The organism is Arthrobacter livingstonensis (genome assembly GCF_003219815.1).
GTDB classification, from domain to species: domain Bacteria; phylum Actinomycetota; class Actinomycetes; order Actinomycetales; family Micrococcaceae; genus Specibacter; species Specibacter livingstonensis.
This window is the reverse complement of the sequence record NZ_QJVD01000003.1, coordinates 191,970-211,453: the sequence shown is the minus strand read 5'-3', so window position 1 is coordinate 211,453 and position 19,484 is coordinate 191,970. Positions and strand designations below refer to the sequence as shown.

The following is a 19,484-nucleotide window of genomic DNA, read 5'->3' as shown; positions in this document are numbered from 1 at the left end:
TTTGAAGGAGACCACCATGAACACCAACTACACCGTCACCGTCCTTGGCCTGGGCGCCATGGGCCTGCCGATGGCGACGCGCCTGGCGTCACAGCTGACCGTCCACGGCTTTGACATCGCCGGGCCGCGCCTGAAACTGGCCACAGCGGCCGGGATCGCCACCTTCGACTCCGCCCGGGACGCGGCCCGGGGCACCGACGCCCTCCTGCTGGCCGTCCGCAACGGCGAACAGCTCAACGACGTGCTCTTCGGTGAGAACGGCGTCGCCCCCGTATTGGCCCGGGGATCGGTCGTCATCCTCACCAGCACGGTGGGCACCGAGGCCATCCCGGCCACGGTGGAGCGCCTGGCCGAATACGGCGTGGAACTGGTGGACGCGCCGCTCTCCGGCGGACCCGTCCGTGCCGGCCAGGGTGACCTGCTGATCGTGGTCGGCGCCACCCCTTCCGCGCGGAGCCAGGCCGCCCCGGTCCTTGAACTGCTCGCCTCCACGCTGTCGATCGTGGGCGAGAAGCCCGGCGACGGACAGGCCCTGAAGACCGTCAACCAGCTGCTGTGCGGCATCCACATCGCCGCCGCCGCCGAGGCATTGGCCCTGGCCGACGCCCTGGGACTTGACCAGGCCAAGACCCTTGGGGCACTCGAGGCGGGGGCGGCCGGGTCCTTCATGCTGTCCAACCGCGGCCCGCGTATTCTCGAGGCCTACACGGAAGGTGGCGCCGAGGTGCTCAGCCGCCTGGACATCTTCGTCAAGGACATGGGCATTGTTGGCAAGGCCGCCCGCGCCGCCGGCCTGGCTGCCCCGGTTGCCGCCGCCGCCGAACAGCTGTTCCTGCTGGGCCAGGCACAGGGCCTGGCCGCCTCCGACGACTCCGCCGTGATCAAGGTCGTCGCCCCCACCCGGCGGCAGACCCGTCCGCAGTGATCGGGACGGCGCCCGCAACGTCCACGGCAGCCGCCGGCAAGCCGATGGGTGGCACCTCAGTCTGAAGGAAGCCGCGCTCTCCTCGATGGTGAAGTCGCGGACACAAACCGTTTTATGGTGCGCGCATGGCGCCATCGTTACGCAGGCTGTACGGCCTCCAGGGCCTCGTCCATGACGCGCCCAAAATTGGCCGCGTCATGGGCAAACCGCCCCAGGAACAGGCCCGAGACCCCGTTCAGCTGCGGCAGCAGGCCCGGCTTCGCCGAGCCCCCGTAGATGATCGCCAGTTCCCCCGCGCCGTGCGGTTCCGGCCGTCGCCTGATGCCACGGACCACGGCGGAGACGTAACCGGCGTCGGCGGGTTCGGCGGCGCCGATGGCCCAAACCGGCTCGTAGGCCACAATGGCACTTCCCGCGTCGTCCCAGGAACCGGAAAATGCAGCTTCCAGCTGGCCGACGACGAAGCCGGCCGCATCCTCGGGGGTGCCGCGGCGTTCCTCCCCCACACACACCAAGGGTGCGATCCCCGCGGCCCGGGCCTGGCGCACCTTGGCGGCCACGACTCCGTCGTTCTCGCCAAAGTGCCGGCGCCGTTCGGCATGCCCGATCTCCACGATGCCGACGCCCAGCTCGGCAAGCATGGCCGCGGACACCTCGCCCGTCCAGGGGCCGTCCGCGGGGCTGCAATTTTGGGCCCCAAGAATCGCCGGAGAGCCGGCAAGAATCCCCGCTGCCGAGGGCAGCACCGGAAAGGACGGGATGACAAACGGGACCACCCGCCCGGCAGCAAGTGCCGGGCGGGCGTCCAGTTCGGCGCGCACTTGTTCCAACCACCGCAGGCTGGCTTGAAAGCCCAGGTACATCTTGGTGCTGACACCGATGTAGAGGGGCGGCAGAGTGGGTGGTGTGTGCGTCATGGGTGCAACTTTCCTTAGTGTCAGTCGTCGAGGAGCTCGTCGGCTTTGTTCTTGAACCGGCGGGTGCCCCACATCATGAGGGCCGCCAGGAAGGGCAACACGCCCAGCGCGTAGATGCCCATGGCACCGGATGCGGAGGAGAACGTCTCATTGATGCTGGTGCGCAGGATCGGGGCAACAAATCCACCCAGGTTGCCGAGGGAGTTGATCAGGCCAATGCCGGCCGCGGCCGCCGTTCCGGTGAGGAACGCCGTCGGGTAGGACCAGGCGATGGGGCCGATGGACAGGAAGCTGCACACGGCCAGGGTGATGAAGATGATGCCCAGGACCGGAAGCCCGTTGGCGCCGGCCCACGCGGAACCGAAGATGCACAGCCCCGTGGAGACGAACAGCCAGGTGCCCAGGACGCGGCGGCGGATGACGGTCGAGGCATACTTGCCAATGAAATAGCAGGCAAAGATGCCGAAGAACCACGGCACGGCCGCGAGCAGCCCGACGGTGAACCCGACCTTTTGGCCGGTCAGCTGGGCCACCTGCTGGGGAAGGTAGAAGGTGACGCCGTAGACGGCGATCTGCAGGCAGAAGTAAATCACGGTGAAGTACCAAACCTTGCCGCTGGACATGGCGGCCCACACACCGGACGGCCCGGATTCCTTGCGGAGGGTGTCCTCCTGCGCCATGGCCGCCGTCAATGCTTCCTTTTCCTCCTGGGAGAGGAACTTGGCCTTCGCCGGGCCGTTGATGAGCAGGAAGAACGCCGCAATGCCTGCAATGACGGCGAGCAGGCCCTCAATGAAGAACATGACCTGCCAGCCGTGCACACCGGGAATCTTGTCACCGATGTTGATCAGTCCGCCCGACATCGGGGAGCCGATGAGCTGGGAGAAGGGCTGGGCCAGGTAGAAGATGGCGAACATCTTTACGCGGTGCTTGTTGGGGAACCATTCGGCCAGGTACATGATGATGCCGGGGAAGAGTCCGGCCTCGGTGACCCCGAGCAGGAAACGCAGGGCGATGAAGGACTGCTCCCCCTGCACAAACGCGAAGCATGCCGAAACGATGCCCCAGGTGATGGCAATGCGGGCCAGCCAAATTTTGGCGCCCACCTTCTTCAGCATCAGGTTGCTGGGGATCTCAAAGATCGCGTAGCCGATGAAGAAGATGCCGGCGCCAAGGGCGTAGGCGCCGGCGGAGATGCCTTTGTCGGCTTCGAGGGCAGCTTCGGCAAAGCCAACGTTGGTGCGGTCCAGGAAGGCCACCACATAGAGAATCACGAGCATTGGCATCAGGCGGAAGGTGGCCTTGTGGACGGCCGACTTCAAGGCAGGCGACTCCAACAACTCCTTGCCGGTGTTAGTCAGGTTGGTCATGCAGACTCCTCATCGAGTGTTGATGGTGTTTGGAAAGGGTGTTGTTTGTGGTGCTGGTCAGCGCGGGTAGGCCATCAGAATGACGGCACCAACGCAGGCAATGATGCCGACGAACAGGTACAGCTTTCGGGCGGTGCTCCAAGCTCCGGGGGTTTGGGGTTCCATGGGTCTCTCCTTAATGGGGTATTTGTGATCGCTGGAACAATGATGATTGGGGCCACGGTCATGCGTGCTGGGCGACGGGCAGTCTTCGTGGCGTGCCGCGCCAGGTGGAAACGTTAAGGAGCTCACGGCTGAGCGCCGTCTCCGGGATCTCCCCTTGGGACGCCTGAATCACCGCTGTCATGACGCTGGCGGAGACCTCCCGGGTGAAATCGGCCGTCCAGCACAGGGAATGTGGGGAAAGGATGACGTTGTCCAGTGCAAAGAGCGGATCGGCCGTCGACGGCGGCTCCGGGTCAAAAACATCCAGCGCGGCGCCTGCTATCGTGCCGTCCACCAACGCGTGGGTCAGATCCGCCTGGTTCACAAGTCCGCCCCGGGCAATGTTGACGAAGTGGGCGCTGGGCTTCATGGCGGCGAAGAACTTCCCGTCCACCAGTCCCCGTGTCTCGCCGGTCAGCGCTGCCGTGACCACAACAAAGTCAGAGCGCATGGCGAGTTCCAGGAGCGGATAACTTTCGATCCCGTGCTGGGCGGCCCGGCTTGCATTACGGTCAGTGGTGATGACCTTGACTCCCAGCGGCTGCAGATATTCCGCAAGCTGGGTGCCAACACTTCCAAACCCGATAATGCCGACCGTCCTGCCGTCAATGCCTGGTCCGCGGTAGTGGCCGCGTTGGGTTTCCCACAGGCCGTTGGCCGCCACCCGGTGGTTCTCGACCAATCGGTGGGCGGCGGCCAGGATGAGCGTCAAGCCGCTCAGTGCCAGCGGCTTGCGCACTGCGGCCGGGGTGGTAGTCACCAGCACGCCCTCGGCTGCCAATCCCGCCGGATCAATACCGTCGAAGCCTGCGCCGAAGCGCGCCACATGCTTGAGCCGCGGTGCCTGGCGGGCCAGCTCAGCACTGAACGGCATGTGGCCAAAGGAAAGTACCGCGTCCAGTCCGGCCAGTACTTCAGCATTGACGGATCCCTGGGACCCCTCCGGCATCAGCCGCCAGGAGATGCCAGCCTGGTCCAATCTTTCCAGCCCCACATCCCCGAATATGGTGGACCCATCCGCACGTGCCCCATCGCGGGTCAGTCCGACGACGTAGCGGTCTTTGGAACTCAACGTTGGTTCTCCTTGCGTGTCAGGGCCGGAGCCAGGGTGACTCTCATGCGGTTGCCCGCTCCTTCACATCGATGGGCTTGGAGACCATCAGCCCGAAGAACAGGGCGCCGAGAGCCGCGATAATGCCGGCCAGGATGAACGACGGCGTGTAAGAGCCGGTCCTGTCGACGACGATTCCGGTGATGACCGGAGCGAGTGCGCCACCGAAGTAGCCGCCGAAGTTCATGATTGAACCAAACCGCGCGGCGTGCGTGTCCGGGACGATGTCGCTGGTCATTGCCCATGACTGGGACTGGATGATGGCGATGAACCCGAGCGCCAGGCACAAGACAACGATGGCCCCTGTGAGCGAGTGCATGAACGGAACAATGACCAGCAGGATTCCGGTCAGGATGGCAGCGGCGACCAGTACCAGCCTCTTGGATCCCATCGCGGACTTTCCGCCGCGGCGAACCAGCATAAGAGTGATGCGTCCGCCGTAGATTCCTGCAATTGCCGCAGCAAGGTAGGGGATTGCCGCGACCCAGCCGGTCTTGCCGATCGAAACTCCGAGAGTGTCCTGAAGGAAGAGCGGGAGGAAGGTGATGAAGATGTTCCAGATCCAGATCGAGGTGAAGAATCCCAGCATCATGCCCCACGTCTGGCGGTACTTGAAGAATGACAGCCATGGAATGTTGGCTGCCGGAACATCAGTTTTGTCGCGCCCGGCCAGGATGTGCCGGTATTCCTCCTCGGAAAGGTTCTTGGCTTCTTCCGGCGCCTTGTAGAACATATAGAACGCGATGGCCACGATGAGGCCCAAAATGCCAATGACTATAAACATTCCCCGCCAACCAAAAGCGAGCATCAACAGCGTCAGGACTGGCGGGGCAACGGCCGAGCCCCATTTGGAGCCGCTGTCCCAGATTCCACTGGCCTGGCCGCGTTCTTCGCGAGGAAACCACTGGGTGGTGATCTTCGAGCTGTTAGGCGAATTCGGAGACTCCCCGATGCCCAAGAGGACCCGGAACGCCAAGAAGTGCACCATCGAGTGCCCGAAGGCCATCAATGAGCTGGCTACGCTCCAGAGCGCCACCGCGATGAAGTACATCTTCTTCGGACCGAACTTGTCAATCAGGTAGCCGGCCGGGAGCTGGAAAAAAGCGTAGGTCCAGGAGAACACAGTCCCCAGCAGGCCGATGTCCGTCTTGGTCAGGCCCAGTTCCTTGATCATTTCCGGCGCCGCGATCGAAACCGCAGACCGGTCCAGATAGTTCAGCAGCCCCGCGACCAACAGCCATCCCAGAACAAAATATCGGAGGTTCTTCACCTTCTTGCGGTCCCTGCTGCGCTGGCTGTCCCTGACGCTTTCCGTTGACTGACTCATGACACTTCCTTGTGTATGGCTTCAAAATCGATTGCACCGTCGGTGGTGCTAAAAGGAACTACCCGGCGGCCAGGCCACCGGCATTGCACTTAACGTGCCGACAAATATTGGCACTGGGAAAACGGTCCTTTTAGTGCATGTAGAGTCCGCCATCCACGTTCAACGTCTGGCCCGAGACATACCCGGAGTCCTCGCCGATGAAGTAGTGGATGGCTGCGGCGATGTCGCGGGTGCTTCCCACCCGGTTGACGACCAGGTCCTTGGCCAGCTCGTCCTTGCGTTCTTCGCTCAGCGTGCCGCCCATGATGTCCGTGTCGATGGGACCGGGCGAGACGCAGTTGACGGTGATGTCGTACGGGCCCAGCTCCCGGGCTGTGGCGCGGGTCAGGCCGATGACTCCGGCCTTCGCCACGGAGTACGGGGTCTTGGAGAACGTGCCGCCGCCGCGCTGGGCGGAGACGGAGGAGATGTTCACGATGCGGCCCAGCCGGTTCTTCACCATGGACTCGGCAACCCGGCGCGTCGCGTAGTGGACTCCGTTGAGGTTGATGTTCAGGACCCTGTTCCACTCCTCCGGCTCCAGTTCCAGGTAGCCGACGGGCGAGCTGACGCCGGCGATGTTGGCCAGCGCAATGATCTGCGGCAGGGCTGCCTCCAGTTCGTCGATGGCGGCCCGGACTGAGGATTCGTCACCGATGTTCGCCCCAACGCCGTGGGCCTTGACCCCGTAGGTGGCGGTCAGCTCGGCAGCGACGGATTTGCAGGCGGCGTCGTCGAGGTCGATGATGCCGATGCTCCAGCCCCGCTCGGCAAGATAGATGGCCGTGGCGCGGCCAATGCCGCGCTCGGAGACGGCTCCGGTGAGGATGGCGGTGCGTTCGGCCGGGAAGGCCGCGGTGATTTCAGACATGGGTGACTCCAGGAGGTTCGTTGGGGGGGGAAGAATTAGTTGATGGGTGCGGGGCCGAGGTCGTCCAGGAGCTGCTGCATCGCCACATAGGCCTTGTTGCGGTAGGCGATCAACTCCGGGGTCCGTTCTGCCGGAACATTGAGGAATCCGGCACCGGTCTTGGTGCCCAGCTTGCCGGCGTCGACCAGGTCGCGCAGGGCCTTGGGCGTGGCAAAACGTTCCGGGAATTCGGTCTGGAGGGACTGGTAGCAGAAGTTGTAGACGTCCAGCCCGGCCATGTCCGCGATGGCAAACGGGCCGAAGAAGGGAAGCCGGAAGCCGAAGGTGGTGCGGACCAGGGTGTCGATGTCCTCGGCGGTTGCGATTTCCTGCTCCACGAGCTGCGCGGCCTCGTGGAACAGGGCGTACTGCAGGCGGTTGAGCACAAATCCGGTGACGTCCTTGACTACGGCGCTCTGCTTCCCGGAGGAGCGCACCAGCTCGCGGATGGTGCCCACCGTGGCGGCCGAGGTGCCGGCGTGCGGGATGACCTCGACACCAGGGATGAACGGTGACGGGTTGGAGAAGTGCACGCCTAGGAAGCGTTCCGGGTGCTCGACGGGGCCGGCCAGGTCCGCGATGGAGATCGTGGAGGTGTTGGATCCGATCACGGCGTCGGGACGGGCGGCTGCGCTGATCCGGGCCAGGGTTTGGTGCTTGATGGCAAGTACTTCGGGCACAGCTTCCTCGATGAACTCGGCGTCGGACACCGCTTCTTCGATGTTTTCCGCGGCCCACAGGTTCTTTCGCAGGATCTCGGTGGACCCGGCCGGGAACAGCCCGTCGGCTACGAACTGGTCCGATTCCACGAGCAGGCGGTCGTAATTCTTCGCCGCCACTTCGGCCGAGACGTCGGCCAGGGCCACCCGGGCGCCGCCCAAGGCCAGTACCTGGGCAATGCCGCCGCCCATGTAGCCGGAGCCAACAACGGCGTACTTCTTCTGGGTTCCGGTGGTGGAGGTTGATTCAGTCATGGTTCAGGAGGCCTTCGTGTAGTCGGGTTCGTAGGAGCAGATCGCATCGACTTTTTCAGCCGAGGCGGAGTTTTCGTCAAAGGTGTAAGCGAGCCACTCGGTGACCAGCTTCTTGGCAAGTTCCAGGCCGATGACGCGCTGTCCCATGGTGAGCACTTGGGCGTTGTTGCTGAGCACCGAGCGTTCCACAGAGTAGCTGTCGTGGGCGGTGACCGCACGAATGCCTGGCACCTTGTTGGCCGCGATGGCCACCCCGAGTCCCGTGCCGCAGATCAGCAGCGCGCGGTCGGCGTCGCCGTTGGCCACCATGCGGGCCCCGTCCACCGCGACGTGCGGGTAGGCACGGGAATCGTCCGGTCCCACCCCAATGTCCGTGACGGAGGCAACCCGGGGGTCATTTTCAAGAAGTTCCTTGAGCGCATTTTTGTATTCCACCCCGGCGGAATCGTTGCCCACCACTATCCGGAATCCTGCCTTTTCCTGCGTCATGCCTTTGCTCCTTGTCCTATGAGTTCTGCATCAATGTGCCGGCCCAACCGTTCGACGATGAGGCCAAAAGACACCGCACCCGGGTCCGGGTGCCCAACGCTCTTCTCGGCCAGCGGCCGTGCGCGCCCCTTCAGCGGGCGCAGTTTGGCGGTTTGTTCGGCGGCGCTCCTGGCCGCGGCGGCGGCCACGGCAAGGGCCCGGCCCACCGGTGCGCCACCTGAAATTGCGGCCGTGAACGCGTCCCGGAACGGCAGCAGCGCATCCACCATGGTCTTGTCTCCGAGCTCAGCCTTGCCCAGTTCAGTGATGGCTGAGGAGAAGGCCTCCACGGCGGCCGCGGCGTCCCGGCTGGTGTAGCTGTCCTTATTGCCCAGCGCCGCACCGGCCGCGATGACCGCTGTGCCCCATAGGGCGCCCGAGGTCCCGCCGGCCTTTTCGCTCCAAGCCTCCCCCGCCGCGGCGAGGATGCTGTGCACGGAGGCACCGACGTCGTTCGACGCCGTGGACCGGGCCGCGGCAACCGCAGCATCCACTCCCCGGCGCATGCCGATGCCATGGTCGCCGTCGCCGGCGATGGCATCAAGGTTCCCCAGTTCCTGTTCGTGCTCGACGACGACGTCACGGACCGCCGCGATGGCTGAGACGGCGTGCAGGCCCAGTGCCGCCGCGGCTGCCGTGGGCCGCTCGGTCTCCACGTCAGTTGCGGCAGCGAGGACGTCGACGTCGCGGTGGGCGCGCCGGGCCATCGTGCCCTTGCGGAAGGCAGGAGTGTCCGCGGGTGCGCCCCACAGGCGTTCGAGTTCGTCGTCCAGCCAGAACAGCGTCAGGGAAAGCCCGGACATGTCCAAGCTGGTGACCAACTCCCCGCACTCCGGTTCAACCACGGTCAACCCCGCAGCGGTAAGCAGCTTTTCAACCTTGCCGAAGAGCAGGAACAATTCCTCGTACTTCACGGTGCCCAGGCCGTTGATAATCGGCACCACGCGGGTCCCGGAGTTCTCCGGCTTGTCCGCAAGCAGCCGGGAAACGAGGATCTCGGCGAGCTCGGACGCCGTCGGAAGCGGGTGTTCGGAAATTCCGGGTTCGCCGTGGATGCCCAAGCCGAGTGCCATGAGGCCGGCGGGGACGTGGAAGAGGGGTTCCGGCGCCCCGGGCAGCGTGCAGCCGTCGAAAGCGACGCCGAGGGAGCGGGTCCGGGCGTTGGCCAGAATGGCCAGCCGCTCCACCTCGTCCATGTTCAGGCCCTCTTCGGCGGCGGCGCCGGCAATCTTGAACACGGTCAGGTCACCGGCAATCCCGCGGCGCTTGCCCATCTGGTCCGCCGGAGCGCTCGCAATGTCATCGGTGACCAGCACGGTGCGCGTGTCGATGCCCTCGGCGTTCAGGCGCACCTGGGCCTGGCCGAAATGCAGGACGTCGCCGGCGTAGTTGCCGTAGCTGAGCAGGACGCCTCCACCGTTGCTGGCAGTCTTGGCCACGCGGTAAACCTGTCCGGCCGCCGGCGAGGCGAACATGTTGCCGCAGGCCGAACCCGCGGCCAGCCCGGCGCCGACCAGGCCCGCGAAGGCCGGATAGTGCCCGGAGCCGCCGCCAATGACGACTGCCACCTGGCCGTCCGGGCTGGCCGTGGAGCGGACCACGCCGCCGTCCACGCGGGAAACGTATTGCCGGTTTGCGGCCACGAAGCCGTCAAGGGCCTCGTCCGCGAAGTTGGCGGGATCATCGAAAATCTGGGTCATGGTTCCTCTTTGAATCCGCAGGCTTGCACTCTGCTGGGTTGAGCCAGTTGCTTGCTAGTGAGCTGTGGCCGTGCTGTCGGGCTGGGCCGTCGCCGGTTAGACGGAAACTGATGTGGCGGGCTGTTGCCGGCCTTGGGCCACCTGGCTGGTGCCCAGTGCATAGCCCTCGTGCTTGGGCAGGACCTGGTTGCGCAGGTACGCCTGGTTGGTGGCGGTCACACTCAGCCCGTCGCCTCCGTAGTGCTCGGTGCAGATGATCCCCTGGAAGCCGACGGAGATGGCCGTGCGGAACGCGTCCCGATAGTTGATGATGCCGCTTTCCATGGGCGCCGGCATGGCAACATAGCTGTCGCGGGCCACGTCCTCGTCGCGGATGTAGTTCTTCACGTGCCAGTAATTGGAGTACGGCAGGGTCTTTTCCAGCACCTCGCGCCAGTCCTCGATGGGGCGGTGCAGCCGGACCAGGTTTCCCACGTCCGGGTTGAGGCCCACATTGGCCAGCCCGATGTCCTGGACCAGCTTCACCGATGAGTCGGCCGTGCCCAGGTAGGTGTCCTCATACATCTCCAGGGACAGCAGGACGCCGACCTCGGCTGCATGCCGGCCCAGTTCGCGGAGACGGACGACGGCGTCATTCCACGTTTCCGTGTTCCCCGCCGGATCCGTGTGCCCCTGGACGGTCCAAAACCACAGCTGCTTTTGCTGCTCCGCAGTCAGTGCCTGGTGGAGGCCGAAGGAGACCACCTCGCATCCGAGTCCCGCGGCGGCGTCGATGGTGCGGTGGCTGTAGGCCAGGTTGTCTTCCCAGTTCTTCGCATCAATCACGCTGCTGCGGATGGCCGAGATGACCGGGATGCCAATCTCCGCCTGTGCGGCGGCCTGCTTGAATTCGGCGAGCCGCGCGGTGCCCAGGTCCCCCGGGCGAACCCAGCTGTCGGTCAGGTCCGCATGGGCGAAGCCGGCATTCTTGACCTCCTGGAACACCTGCACCCATTCGGCGGGGACTGCATCATTGATGTGCCGGCCGGTGGCGTTGGTGCCCGGGAATTGCAGCAGTGCTGCGCTGATGGGCCAGTTGGCGGCTGTGTAGGCCATGGGTGTAGCTCCTTGGTTGTGATCCTGTTTCCTATAGGATCTACTATCGCTACAGACTATGTCAAGAATCACATTTTGGGAAGCCCCGCGAACCAGCGTGCAGCCGTGCGTCAGCCCCGCGCGGCGGCACGTCAGGGGCGGGTCAGACGTGGCGGGCCAGGCGCCGGCACGTCAGGGGCGGGTCAGGCCTGTGGCGCGTCCTGCATGGCACGCTGGCGCACTTTCCCCACATGCTCCGTCATGGCGGCCGCGGCGGCCTCCGGGTCGCCCAGTTCGATGGCCCGGAAAACCGCCTGGTGCTCTGCGATGGCATGGTCGGCATCGGTGATGCCCACACCGCCAAACAACCTGAACCTCTGGACCTGGCCGCCCAGGGCCTCATAGGCGGCGAGCATGAACGGATTGCCGGAATTTTCGGCGATGAGGCGGTGGAAGCGTTCGTCGGCGTCCAGGTAATCGCGGAATTCAGCAAACGACGGCCCCCGCGGCGCCTCCTTGAGGTCGGCGATCGCCTGCCGCAGCCCACTCAGCACCTCCGGGGACATGCGCCGGCAGGCCAACTGCGTGGTGACAGGCTCAATGACCAGCCGCGCGTCCATCAAGTTGGCAAAATCATCACGTGAAAAAACCGGAGCGACCCGGTAACCCTTCAAGGCAACCCTGACCACCAGGCCCGTGTGCTCCAGCCTCGCCAGCGCCTCGCGCACCGGCGTTGGGGAAACATCAAGGTCCCGTGCCGTGCCGTCAATGCTCACGGGAGACCCCGGCTCAAGCCGCCCGTCCATCAGTGATTCCAGAATTTCTTCATAGACGTGATCAGCGAGGACCTGCCGACTGACTGGGCGTGCTCCACGGGAAGGCGTTATCATTTTTAAATCCTATAGGATTTGCGGGGGCTGGCAGACACCTTAAACGTACCTCCCGTCGCCGCCAAAGTAGCGGACCGTGGAAGAATGAGGGTGATCGACCATGTCAGCCAAAAAACACCGCCCCGAAGAACCGCTCCCCGACAGCGGCGCCGGACACCATCCGGCGCACAAGTCCCCGGAGCACCATGGCCACACCCGCCAGCCCCCGAATACGCCCCGGCGCTGGTTCCTGGGCATCATGGCCGGCGCGGCGGCCACCACGGCGTTCAACGCCAACATTGCTGCCGACTATCTGCTGACCGAGCGGTCCCAGTTCCGCGTCACGACCCCGGACAATGACGAAAACAAGACGGCCGCCAACAGGTTTCCCGGCAAGGCCTGGTACCTGCTGGGCGGGTTTGGGGTCAGCTACCGCGACGCCGGCCGCAAGCTCGCTGCCCTGCAGCCGGCCATGAACGAGCGGGCGCCGGCGTCCTACATTGGCTACTCCAACGGCGGGATCGACATAGCCCAGCTGTTCATCGCCATCCAGCGCGACACCTATGAACGCAGGATCGACACCGTCTACTTTTACGGCGACAGCTTTGGCGGGATGGCGGCCACGGTGCTGGCGGGCCTGCTGGAGGAGATCGGCATCCACGTCCGAGTCATCGTCATGGGCTCAAGCCCCAGCAGTGTCAGCGACGTCCTGGACCCGGGCAAGGAATACATTTCCCTGGCCGGCAGCGTTGTCCCCTACCTGGGACTGGTGGGGCGCCTGGCCGCCGGCGTGTGGAGCGGGCTGGCCAACCCGAACGGCCAGGGGATGTACCAGGCGGCCCGCTCCGGCGTTGGCGGCTCCCTCAACCAGGCCAACAACTCGCTGATCCTCAAGACCACCCAGGCCACCTTCCTGCAGGCGTTCCCCGCCCAGTACGACGGCGGCATCCCGCGCAGCACCGGGATCGGCCTGCTGTACGACCCCAAGGACTTCATTGTCAACGCCCGCATGGCCATTGTGGGCTGGGAGGCTTTGTTCCCCAAGAACCCGCACTTTGAATACGACATCCCGGACACCGGCCACGCCAGCCCGGAAATCCACCCCGACATCTACCGGGTGGCGCTCACCGTCATCCTGGACCAGCTGGATCCGCCGCCGCTGACCACCCGGCCGATCCAGCCGATCTTCTAGGGCGGCCCCGCTACCGCGCCTGGGTCTGGGCCAGCAGCTGCTCGAACGGCAGGGACGTCATTTCAACCGTTTCACGTTCGCGGCGCTTGGCCTTGTGGTCCACGGCGGGACGGGCGCTGGACGTGTCCCCTGGGGCCGGCGTCGTGGTTGGGATTGGTGCCAGGACGGCGGCAAGTTCCGCGGCTGCCAGGCCGATGCGGCGGTCCAGGGCATCGGTGCCTGCCTGCCCCCAGTCCTCGGGCGAGGCGTAGACGGCGGTGGGCATCGTGCGGGCACGCAGGTAGCTGAACAGCGGGCGGATGGCCATGTCCAGCACCAGCGAATGCCGCGAGGACCCGCCGGTGGCACCAAACAGCACGGGCATGCCATCGAGGAATTTCGGGTCAAGGACGTCGAAAAAGGACTTGAACAAACCACTGTACGACGCGCTGAACGTGGGGGTGACGGCGATCATGGCGTCGGCGCCGGCCACGCGGCTGATGACGTCCGCCAGCGCCGGGCCCGCATAGCCGGCGAGCATGTTGTTGGCGATGTCTGCGGCGTAGTCGCGGAGGTCGACGACGTCGAGCACGGCTTCGGCACCCGCCTCACCCAGGCGCTCCTGGACTGCGGCGGCCATCTGGTCCGCGAGCATGCGGGTGGACGACGGGACGCCGAGGCCTGCCGAGATAACAACTATGGTGCGCTGCACTGTGACTCCCTTTACTGACGCGCTGTACATGCGTTTGCATCTACTGGGGTCAACTTGTGGTGGAGTGATGTTATTCCCGGGGCCCGTTCCCACCTCTGCGCCAAAGTTTCGGGCCTGTCAGGCCACGGCGAGTTCAGCCGCCTCGCGGGCACAACCCCACGACAGGCTGACACCGCTTCCACCGTGGCCGTAGTTGTGCACCACCCGGGAATTCCCGAGGGACTCCGCCTCGACGCGCACTACGGGGCGGTCCGGGCGAAGGGCTGCGATGACGGCCACCACCTCGGCGTCATTGAGAAGTGGTTCCGCGAGCCGGCACCGCTCGAGTATCCGTTGTGCGGCGTCGCTGTCGGGACTGCTGTCCCACCGGTCCGGGACGCGAATGCCTCCGCACACCACGCGCTCTCGATGCGGGAAATAGCAGGTCCACTCGGGGCTGTCGGACAGTTCCATGAAGGCCACGTCAAGCCCGGGATTTGTCAACACCACGTGTTGGCCGAACACAGGAATGAGACTCTGGTCCGCGGCCAGCACCCGGGCTCCGAGTCCCGAGCAGTTGACGACCACCGGCGCACCCTGCGTTGCCTCGTCAAGGGTGTCAACCGTGCGAAGCTCGATCATGCCGCCGGCCCGTTCCAGGCGCAGAAGCAGATAGTCCAAGTAGCGCGGCATGTCGATCAGCGGCATGGTGGCACTGGATCCGGTGCTGAAACCCACGGGCAGCTCGGCGGAGGCGCACGGGCGAAGGTCGGGGATCAGTCGGACCTGCGGCGGCAGCTCTCCCGGTTCCGGCATGTCGCCGGCGGTCAGGACAGTCGCCACGTGGACGCCGGACTCCGGCTCCAGCGCCAGTTGGCGGAAGTCGACCAGGGATTGTGCTGTCCATTCCAGTGTTTTGGCGGCGGGTTCCTGGAACGACGGCCCCCACATGGCGCCGGCCACTGCCGAGGTGGTCCGTTGAGGGGGTTCGGCGGTCCAGACCAGCACGTCGCAGCCCGCCTCGGCCAGGCACACGGCTGTAGTCAGCCCGCTGACACCGGCGCCGATGACGAGAATTGGATCATTTCCGCGCCTCATGCCGCCATCTTAAGCCCGGGTTGCCGCGGCCGGCAACGCACCCTGCGGGCCACGCCAAACGGGCCGCAGGGTGCGTTGCCATGCTGACAGCGGGGCCGGACGGCACGGCATGAGCCCTGCCGCCATGGAGCCGCTGGCGCCGTGAACACTGGGTGCATGCGATACCAAGCAGCGTTGGTTTAGCTTCAAGCCGTGGCGAACTCCACCGCGAAGGCATCGGAACATGCAGTATGGCTAGAGGCCCCTGCCGCTGGGCGAGACGATGATTTTCACAGCCGTCTCATTGTGGTTGATGAGCGTATCGAAGCCCTTGTCAATCAGGTCCTCCAAGGCGATGCGTCCGGTGATGAACGGCTTGAGGTCGATCTTGCCGCTTCCGACCAGTTCAATGACCTCGGCATGGTCGCGGACATAGGCAATGGTGCCGCGCAGATCGATTTCCTTGAGCACGACCTTTTGCATGTCCACGGTGGCGGGTCGCCCCCAGATGGAGACGTTGACCAGCACGCCGGCGGGCTTGAGCGCATCGAGCAGCGTGTCGAGCACCGCGTTGACCCCGGCACATTCGAAGGCCACATCCACGCCGATGCCGTTGGTGATCTCAAGGACGCGGGCCTTGACGTCCTCCTGGCTGGGATCCAGCACGTGGTCGGCGACCCCGCTTTCACGGGCTTTGTCCTTGCGGGCCGCCGAAAGCTCGCTGACAATGGTGGTCACGCCCATGCCCTTGAGCACCGCAGCCGTCAGCAGGCCGATCGGTCCGGCTCCACCGACGAGCGCGAACTGCCCCTGCACGACGCCGCTTCGCACCACCGCGTGATGCGCCACCGACAGCGGCTCGATCAGCGCGGCCTCGTCCAGCGGGATGTCCCCGATGGGGTGGACCCAGCGCTTGTCCACAACAATCTTTTCACCCAGTCCGCCACCTCCTCCGGCCAGGCCGATGAAGCCCATCTTTTCGCAGAGGTGGTAATTTCCGGCCCGGCAGGAGGCACACTGACCGCACACGAAATAGGGCTCGACGACGACGTTTTGTCCCACTGCCAGATCCATGACGTCCTCGCCCAGGGCCGTGATGGTTCCGGAGAATTCATGTCCCAGGGTCACCGGCGCTTCCTCATGGGACAGCGGGTGTGGATGGCCCGGTGCCGGGGTGAAGATCGGGCCTTCGAGGTACTCATGCAGGTCGGTGCCGCAGATGCCGCACCACGCTACGTCGATGGCCACGGACCCGGCGCGCAGCTCCGGTTCCGGGATCTCTTCAATCCGGATGTCTTTTTGTGCGTAGAAACGTGCAGCCTTCACGGCAGGTCCTTCCTCGAAACACCGAACGCGAGATCTCGCGCCCGCACGGCTCCTGGCGAAAGTAGGCCTGCCTGCCTCGCCGGAACCGATTGTTCTCGACGCTACCGCGCGGCAGTGGCGGCTGGCTAGGGCCGTATGGCCCCAGGTGGCAACGCACCCTGCAGGAGACGCAAAGGGTCTGCCGGGTGCGGTGGGCGCAAGGCGCGCTCACTCGGTGCTGCCGCTAGTGGTTTCCGCCCGCATCAGCTGTGTCGGCGGCGGTCGCGTGGCTGTGGTGGGCGATGACCGGGTGGGCGCCGGTGGATCCGTCGCGGCCGGCGGCGATCTCCTTGATGCGGCCCCGGGAGGCGTACCAGCCAATCATGAGTGCAGGAACAATGACCACAATGGAGGCCACGGTCCAGGTGCCCACGGGGCTGTCGAACGCCATGAGGACGATGACGGCCAGCAGGAATGCCAGTGTCAGGTAGCCGGTGTACGGCGCCCCGATCATGCGGAAGGACGGCCGGATGGCCAGGCCCCTTTTCGACAGCCGGAACAACGCCAGCTGGCACAGGACAATCATGCCCCAGGACGCAATGATGCCCAGCGCGGCCATGTTCAGGACAATTTCAAACGCCGCTGCCGGAACAACGGCGTTGAGGATGACACCGAGGCCGGCAACAATCGCCGTCAGCGCGATGCCGCCATACGGGACGCCGCGCTTGTTCAGTTTGGCGGCAAATTTTGGCGCGGATCCAGACAGGGCCATGGAGCGCAGGATGCGTCCGGTGGAGTACAGCCCGGCGTTCAATGAAGACATGGCCGCGGTGAGCACCACCAGGTTCATGATGGAGTCCATGCCCTGGACGCCGATGGAACCAAAGAACGTCACGAACGGGCTCTCCCCCGCCTTGTAAGCGGTGTACGGCATCAGCAGGGAAAGCAGCACCAGGGAGCCCACATAGAAAACGGCAATACGGATGATCACGGTATTGATGGCCTTCGGCATCACCTTTTCAGGGTTCTGCGTTTCGCCGGCCGCCGTGCCAATCAGCTCAATGGAGGCGTAGGCAAACACCACGCCCTGCATGACCACCACCACGGGAAGGAGTCCGTTGGGGAAGAATCCGCCGTGGTCCGCAATCAGGTTGAAGCCCACCTGCTGGCCGGCCACGGGGGTACCGAAGATGACAAAGTAGCTGCCAACCAACAGGAAGCCCACCAGGGCCACCACCTTGATCAGCGCGAACCAGAACTCCATCTCGCCAAACACCTTCACCGAGACCAGGTTCAAGCCCAGCACCAGCAACAGCGCGGCCAATGCCCAGACCCACTGCGGGACCGCGCCAATCCAGGGCACGTACCTGGCAAAGAAGTGCATGTACAGGGCGATTGCGGTGATGTCCACAATGGCGGTCATGGCCCAGTTGAGCCAGTACAGCCAGCCGGACACAAACGCGGCCTTCTCGCCAAAGAACTCGCGGGCGTAGGAGACAAACGAGCCCGACGACGGCCGGTGGATGACCAGCTCGCCCAGCGCCCGCAGGATCAGAAAAGCGAAAAAGCCGCAGATCGCGTAGCTGAACATCAGGGCGGGCCCGGCCCCGGCCAGGCGGCCGCCGGCGCCCATGAAGAGCCCCGTGCCGATGGCCCCGCCGATGGCGATCATCTGGATTTGGCGGGATTTCAGCCCCTTGTGGAGTCCTGCATCCTCCGCCGTCAGTGCCGCATTCGGTACGTCCTGGACCAGATCGGAGGTGTCTACATTTGTTTCATGGTGCATACGCTTGCCTATCGGTGAAGGCGGCCCGCACCGTTGCGGGCCGCTCGCTTAATCGCTGAGGTTGGCCAGGTGTTCCGGGCGCAGCAGCTCTTCCAGTTGTTCGGCCGTGAGGAGCTTGTGCTCCAGTACCAGTTCCGCCACGCCGCGGTCGGAGGACAGCGCCTCGAGCGCGATCATGGTCGACGCCGCGTAGCCCAGGCGCGGGTTCAGCGCCGTGACGAGGCCGATGGAGTGCTCCACCTGCGCCCGCAGCTTGTCCTCATGGGCGGTGATGCCGCGGACGCACTTGTCCGCCAGGGTCAGGCAGGCAGCTTCGAGGTGGCGCATGCTCTTGGTCAGGCTGTGCACAATGATCGGTTCAAAGGCGTTGAGCTGCAGCTGCCCGCCCTCCGCCGCCATCGTGATGGTGACGTCGTTGCCGATGACCTCGTAGGCCACCTGGTTCACTACTTCCGGGATCACCGGGTTGATCTTGCCGGGCATGATCGAGGAACCTGCCTGAACGGCGGGCAGTGTGATCTCGCCAAATCCTGCGCGCGGGCCGGAGGAGAGCAGCCGCAGGTCGTTGCAGATCTTGGACAGCTTGACGGCCACCCGCTTAAGCACGCCGGAAAGGTGCACAAACGCCCCGACGTCCTGCGTCGCCTCGATCAGGTCCGCGGAGGTGACCAGCGGCAGCCCGGAGATCTCCACCAGGTGCCTGCAGGCCAGCTCGGAGTACCCCTTCGGGGCGTTGAGTCCGGTGCCGATGGCTGTGGCGCCGAGGTTGATTTCGTGCACCAGCAGGGTTGATTCGGCAAGCCGCGCCCGGTCCTCCCCCATGGTCACCGCGTAAGTGTTGAACTCCTGGCCGAGCGTCATGGGCACGGCGTCCTGCAGCTGCGTGCGCCCCATCTTCACCACCGTGCGGAATTCCACGGCCTTCTCACTGAACGCCGTGCCCAGGTATTCCATGGCCGCCACCAGCGACGTTGCGGCGAAGATGGTGGCCACGTTCACGGCGGTCGGGTAGACGTCGTTCGTGGACTGGCTGAGGTTGACGTGGTCGTTCGGGTGCAGGAACTGGTATTCGCCCTTGGCGTGGCCCAGGATTTCCAGTGCCCGGTTGGCGATGACCTCGTTGGCGTTCATGTTCGACGACGTCCCCGCACCTCCCTGGATGACGTCCACCACGAACTGTTCGTGCAGTTCGCCGGCGATGATTTCCTGGCACGCCTGGATGATCGCGGCGGCGCGGTCGTCGTCGAGCAGGCCCAGTTCGTGGTTGGCCTGGGCGGCGGCCTGTTTCACCATGGCCAGCCCGTTCACCAGGTGGGTGTTGGTGGACAGCGGTTGGCCGGTGATGGGGAAGTTTTCCACGGCGCGCAGAGTGTGCACGCCCCAGTAGGCGTCCGCCGGCACGTCGCGGTCGCCGATCAGGTCGTGTTCGCTGCGGACGGCAGTTGCGATGGTGGCGAGGGGGTCCAGCGGGATGGCTGTCAGGTCAGTCATGATGCTCCTTGGAGG

The 19,484-nt window shown here is 65.0% G+C and carries 17 protein-coding genes; 2 read left to right on the top strand and 15 right to left on the bottom strand.

Annotation, left to right across the window (positions count from 1 at the left end):
• Positions 1 to 16 precede the first annotated feature (16 nt).
• Positions 17 to 925 (top strand): NAD(P)-dependent oxidoreductase, encoded by a 909-nt coding sequence (locus tag CVV68_RS04530; protein ID WP_110499809.1) that lies wholly within the window; start codon positions 17 to 19, stop codon positions 923 to 925.
• 137 nt (positions 926 to 1,062) lie between these two features.
• Here CVV68_RS04530 and CVV68_RS04525 read toward each other — a convergent pair whose 3' ends face one another.
• From CVV68_RS04525 to CVV68_RS04480, 10 genes are all read right to left on the bottom strand, one after another.
• Positions 1,063 to 1,842, bottom strand: a complete 780-nt coding sequence (locus CVV68_RS04525; protein ID WP_110499808.1) for a triose-phosphate isomerase family protein — start codon at positions 1,840 to 1,842, stop codon at positions 1,063 to 1,065.
• 20 nt (positions 1,843 to 1,862) lie between these two features.
• Complete coding sequence (locus tag CVV68_RS04520; RefSeq protein ID WP_110499807.1) at positions 1,863 to 3,212, bottom strand: MFS transporter; 1,350 nt, start codon at positions 3,210 to 3,212, stop codon at positions 1,863 to 1,865.
• 223 nt (positions 3,213 to 3,435) lie between these two features.
• Positions 3,436 to 4,488 (bottom strand): NAD(P)-dependent oxidoreductase, encoded by a 1,053-nt coding sequence (locus CVV68_RS04515; RefSeq protein ID WP_110499806.1) that lies wholly within the window; start codon positions 4,486 to 4,488, stop codon positions 3,436 to 3,438.
• A 43-nt stretch (positions 4,489 to 4,531) separates the two neighbouring features.
• Entirely contained in the window at positions 4,532 to 5,854 is a 1,323-nt protein-coding gene (locus CVV68_RS04510) for an MFS transporter (protein ID WP_110499805.1), read from the bottom strand.
• A gap of 130 nt (positions 5,855 to 5,984) precedes the next feature.
• The gene (locus CVV68_RS04505) at positions 5,985 to 6,764 is read right to left on the bottom strand and encodes an SDR family NAD(P)-dependent oxidoreductase (RefSeq protein ID WP_110499804.1); all 780 of its coding nucleotides are present in this window, start codon (positions 6,762 to 6,764) and stop codon (positions 5,985 to 5,987) included.
• A 35-nt stretch (positions 6,765 to 6,799) separates the two neighbouring features.
• Positions 6,800 to 7,777: a 3-hydroxyacyl-CoA dehydrogenase family protein gene (locus CVV68_RS04500; protein ID WP_110499803.1), complete on the bottom strand. Its 978-nt coding sequence runs from the start codon at positions 7,775 to 7,777 to the stop codon at positions 6,800 to 6,802.
• Between the two features lie 3 nt (positions 7,778 to 7,780).
• Positions 7,781 to 8,266 carry a ribose-5-phosphate isomerase gene (locus CVV68_RS04495; protein ID WP_110499802.1) on the bottom strand — a complete coding sequence of 162 codons (486 nt, stop codon included), beginning with the start codon at positions 8,264 to 8,266 and terminating at the stop codon, positions 7,781 to 7,783.
• Positions 8,263 to 10,005 (bottom strand): dihydroxyacetone kinase subunit DhaL, encoded by a 1,743-nt coding sequence (gene dhaL, locus CVV68_RS04490; RefSeq protein ID WP_110499801.1) that lies wholly within the window; start codon positions 10,003 to 10,005, stop codon positions 8,263 to 8,265. The genes CVV68_RS04495 and dhaL overlap by 4 nt, the downstream gene beginning before the upstream one ends.
• Positions 10,006 to 10,101: 96 nt before the next feature.
• Entirely contained in the window at positions 10,102 to 11,100 is a 999-nt protein-coding gene (locus CVV68_RS04485; RefSeq protein ID WP_110499800.1) for a sugar phosphate isomerase/epimerase family protein, read from the bottom strand.
• A gap of 182 nt (positions 11,101 to 11,282) precedes the next feature.
• Positions 11,283 to 11,969: a GntR family transcriptional regulator gene (locus CVV68_RS04480; RefSeq protein WP_110499799.1), complete on the bottom strand. Its 687-nt coding sequence runs from the start codon at positions 11,967 to 11,969 to the stop codon at positions 11,283 to 11,285.
• 100 nt (positions 11,970 to 12,069) lie between these two features.
• Here CVV68_RS04480 and CVV68_RS04475 point away from each other — a divergent pair, with 100 nt between their 5' ends.
• A complete protein-coding gene (locus tag CVV68_RS04475; RefSeq protein ID WP_110499798.1) occupies positions 12,070 to 13,140 on the top strand; it encodes a hypothetical protein in 1,071 nt (356 codons plus the stop codon).
• A 10-nt stretch (positions 13,141 to 13,150) separates the two neighbouring features.
• Here the strand turns inward: CVV68_RS04475 and CVV68_RS04470 are convergent, their stop codons facing one another.
• The 5 genes from CVV68_RS04470 to aspA form a co-directional block, all read right to left on the bottom strand.
• Positions 13,151 to 13,861: an FMN reductase gene (locus CVV68_RS04470; protein WP_110499797.1), complete on the bottom strand. Its 711-nt coding sequence runs from the start codon at positions 13,859 to 13,861 to the stop codon at positions 13,151 to 13,153.
• A gap of 87 nt (positions 13,862 to 13,948) precedes the next feature.
• Positions 13,949 to 14,908: an FAD-dependent oxidoreductase gene (locus CVV68_RS04465; RefSeq protein ID WP_110499796.1), complete on the bottom strand. Its 960-nt coding sequence runs from the start codon at positions 14,906 to 14,908 to the stop codon at positions 13,949 to 13,951.
• Between the two features lie 234 nt (positions 14,909 to 15,142).
• Entirely contained in the window at positions 15,143 to 16,213 is a 1,071-nt protein-coding gene (locus CVV68_RS04460) for a 2,3-butanediol dehydrogenase (protein ID WP_110499795.1), read from the bottom strand.
• A 223-nt stretch (positions 16,214 to 16,436) separates the two neighbouring features.
• Positions 16,437 to 17,978 carry an amino acid permease gene (locus CVV68_RS04455; RefSeq protein WP_110499794.1) on the bottom strand — a complete coding sequence of 514 codons (1,542 nt, stop codon included), beginning with the start codon at positions 17,976 to 17,978 and terminating at the stop codon, positions 16,437 to 16,439.
• 48 nt (positions 17,979 to 18,026) lie between these two features.
• On the bottom strand, positions 18,027 to 19,469 hold the full coding sequence (gene aspA, locus CVV68_RS04450; protein WP_110499793.1) for an aspartate ammonia-lyase: 1,443 nt from the start codon (positions 19,467 to 19,469) through the stop codon (positions 18,027 to 18,029).
• Positions 19,470 to 19,484: the final 15 nt, after the last annotated feature.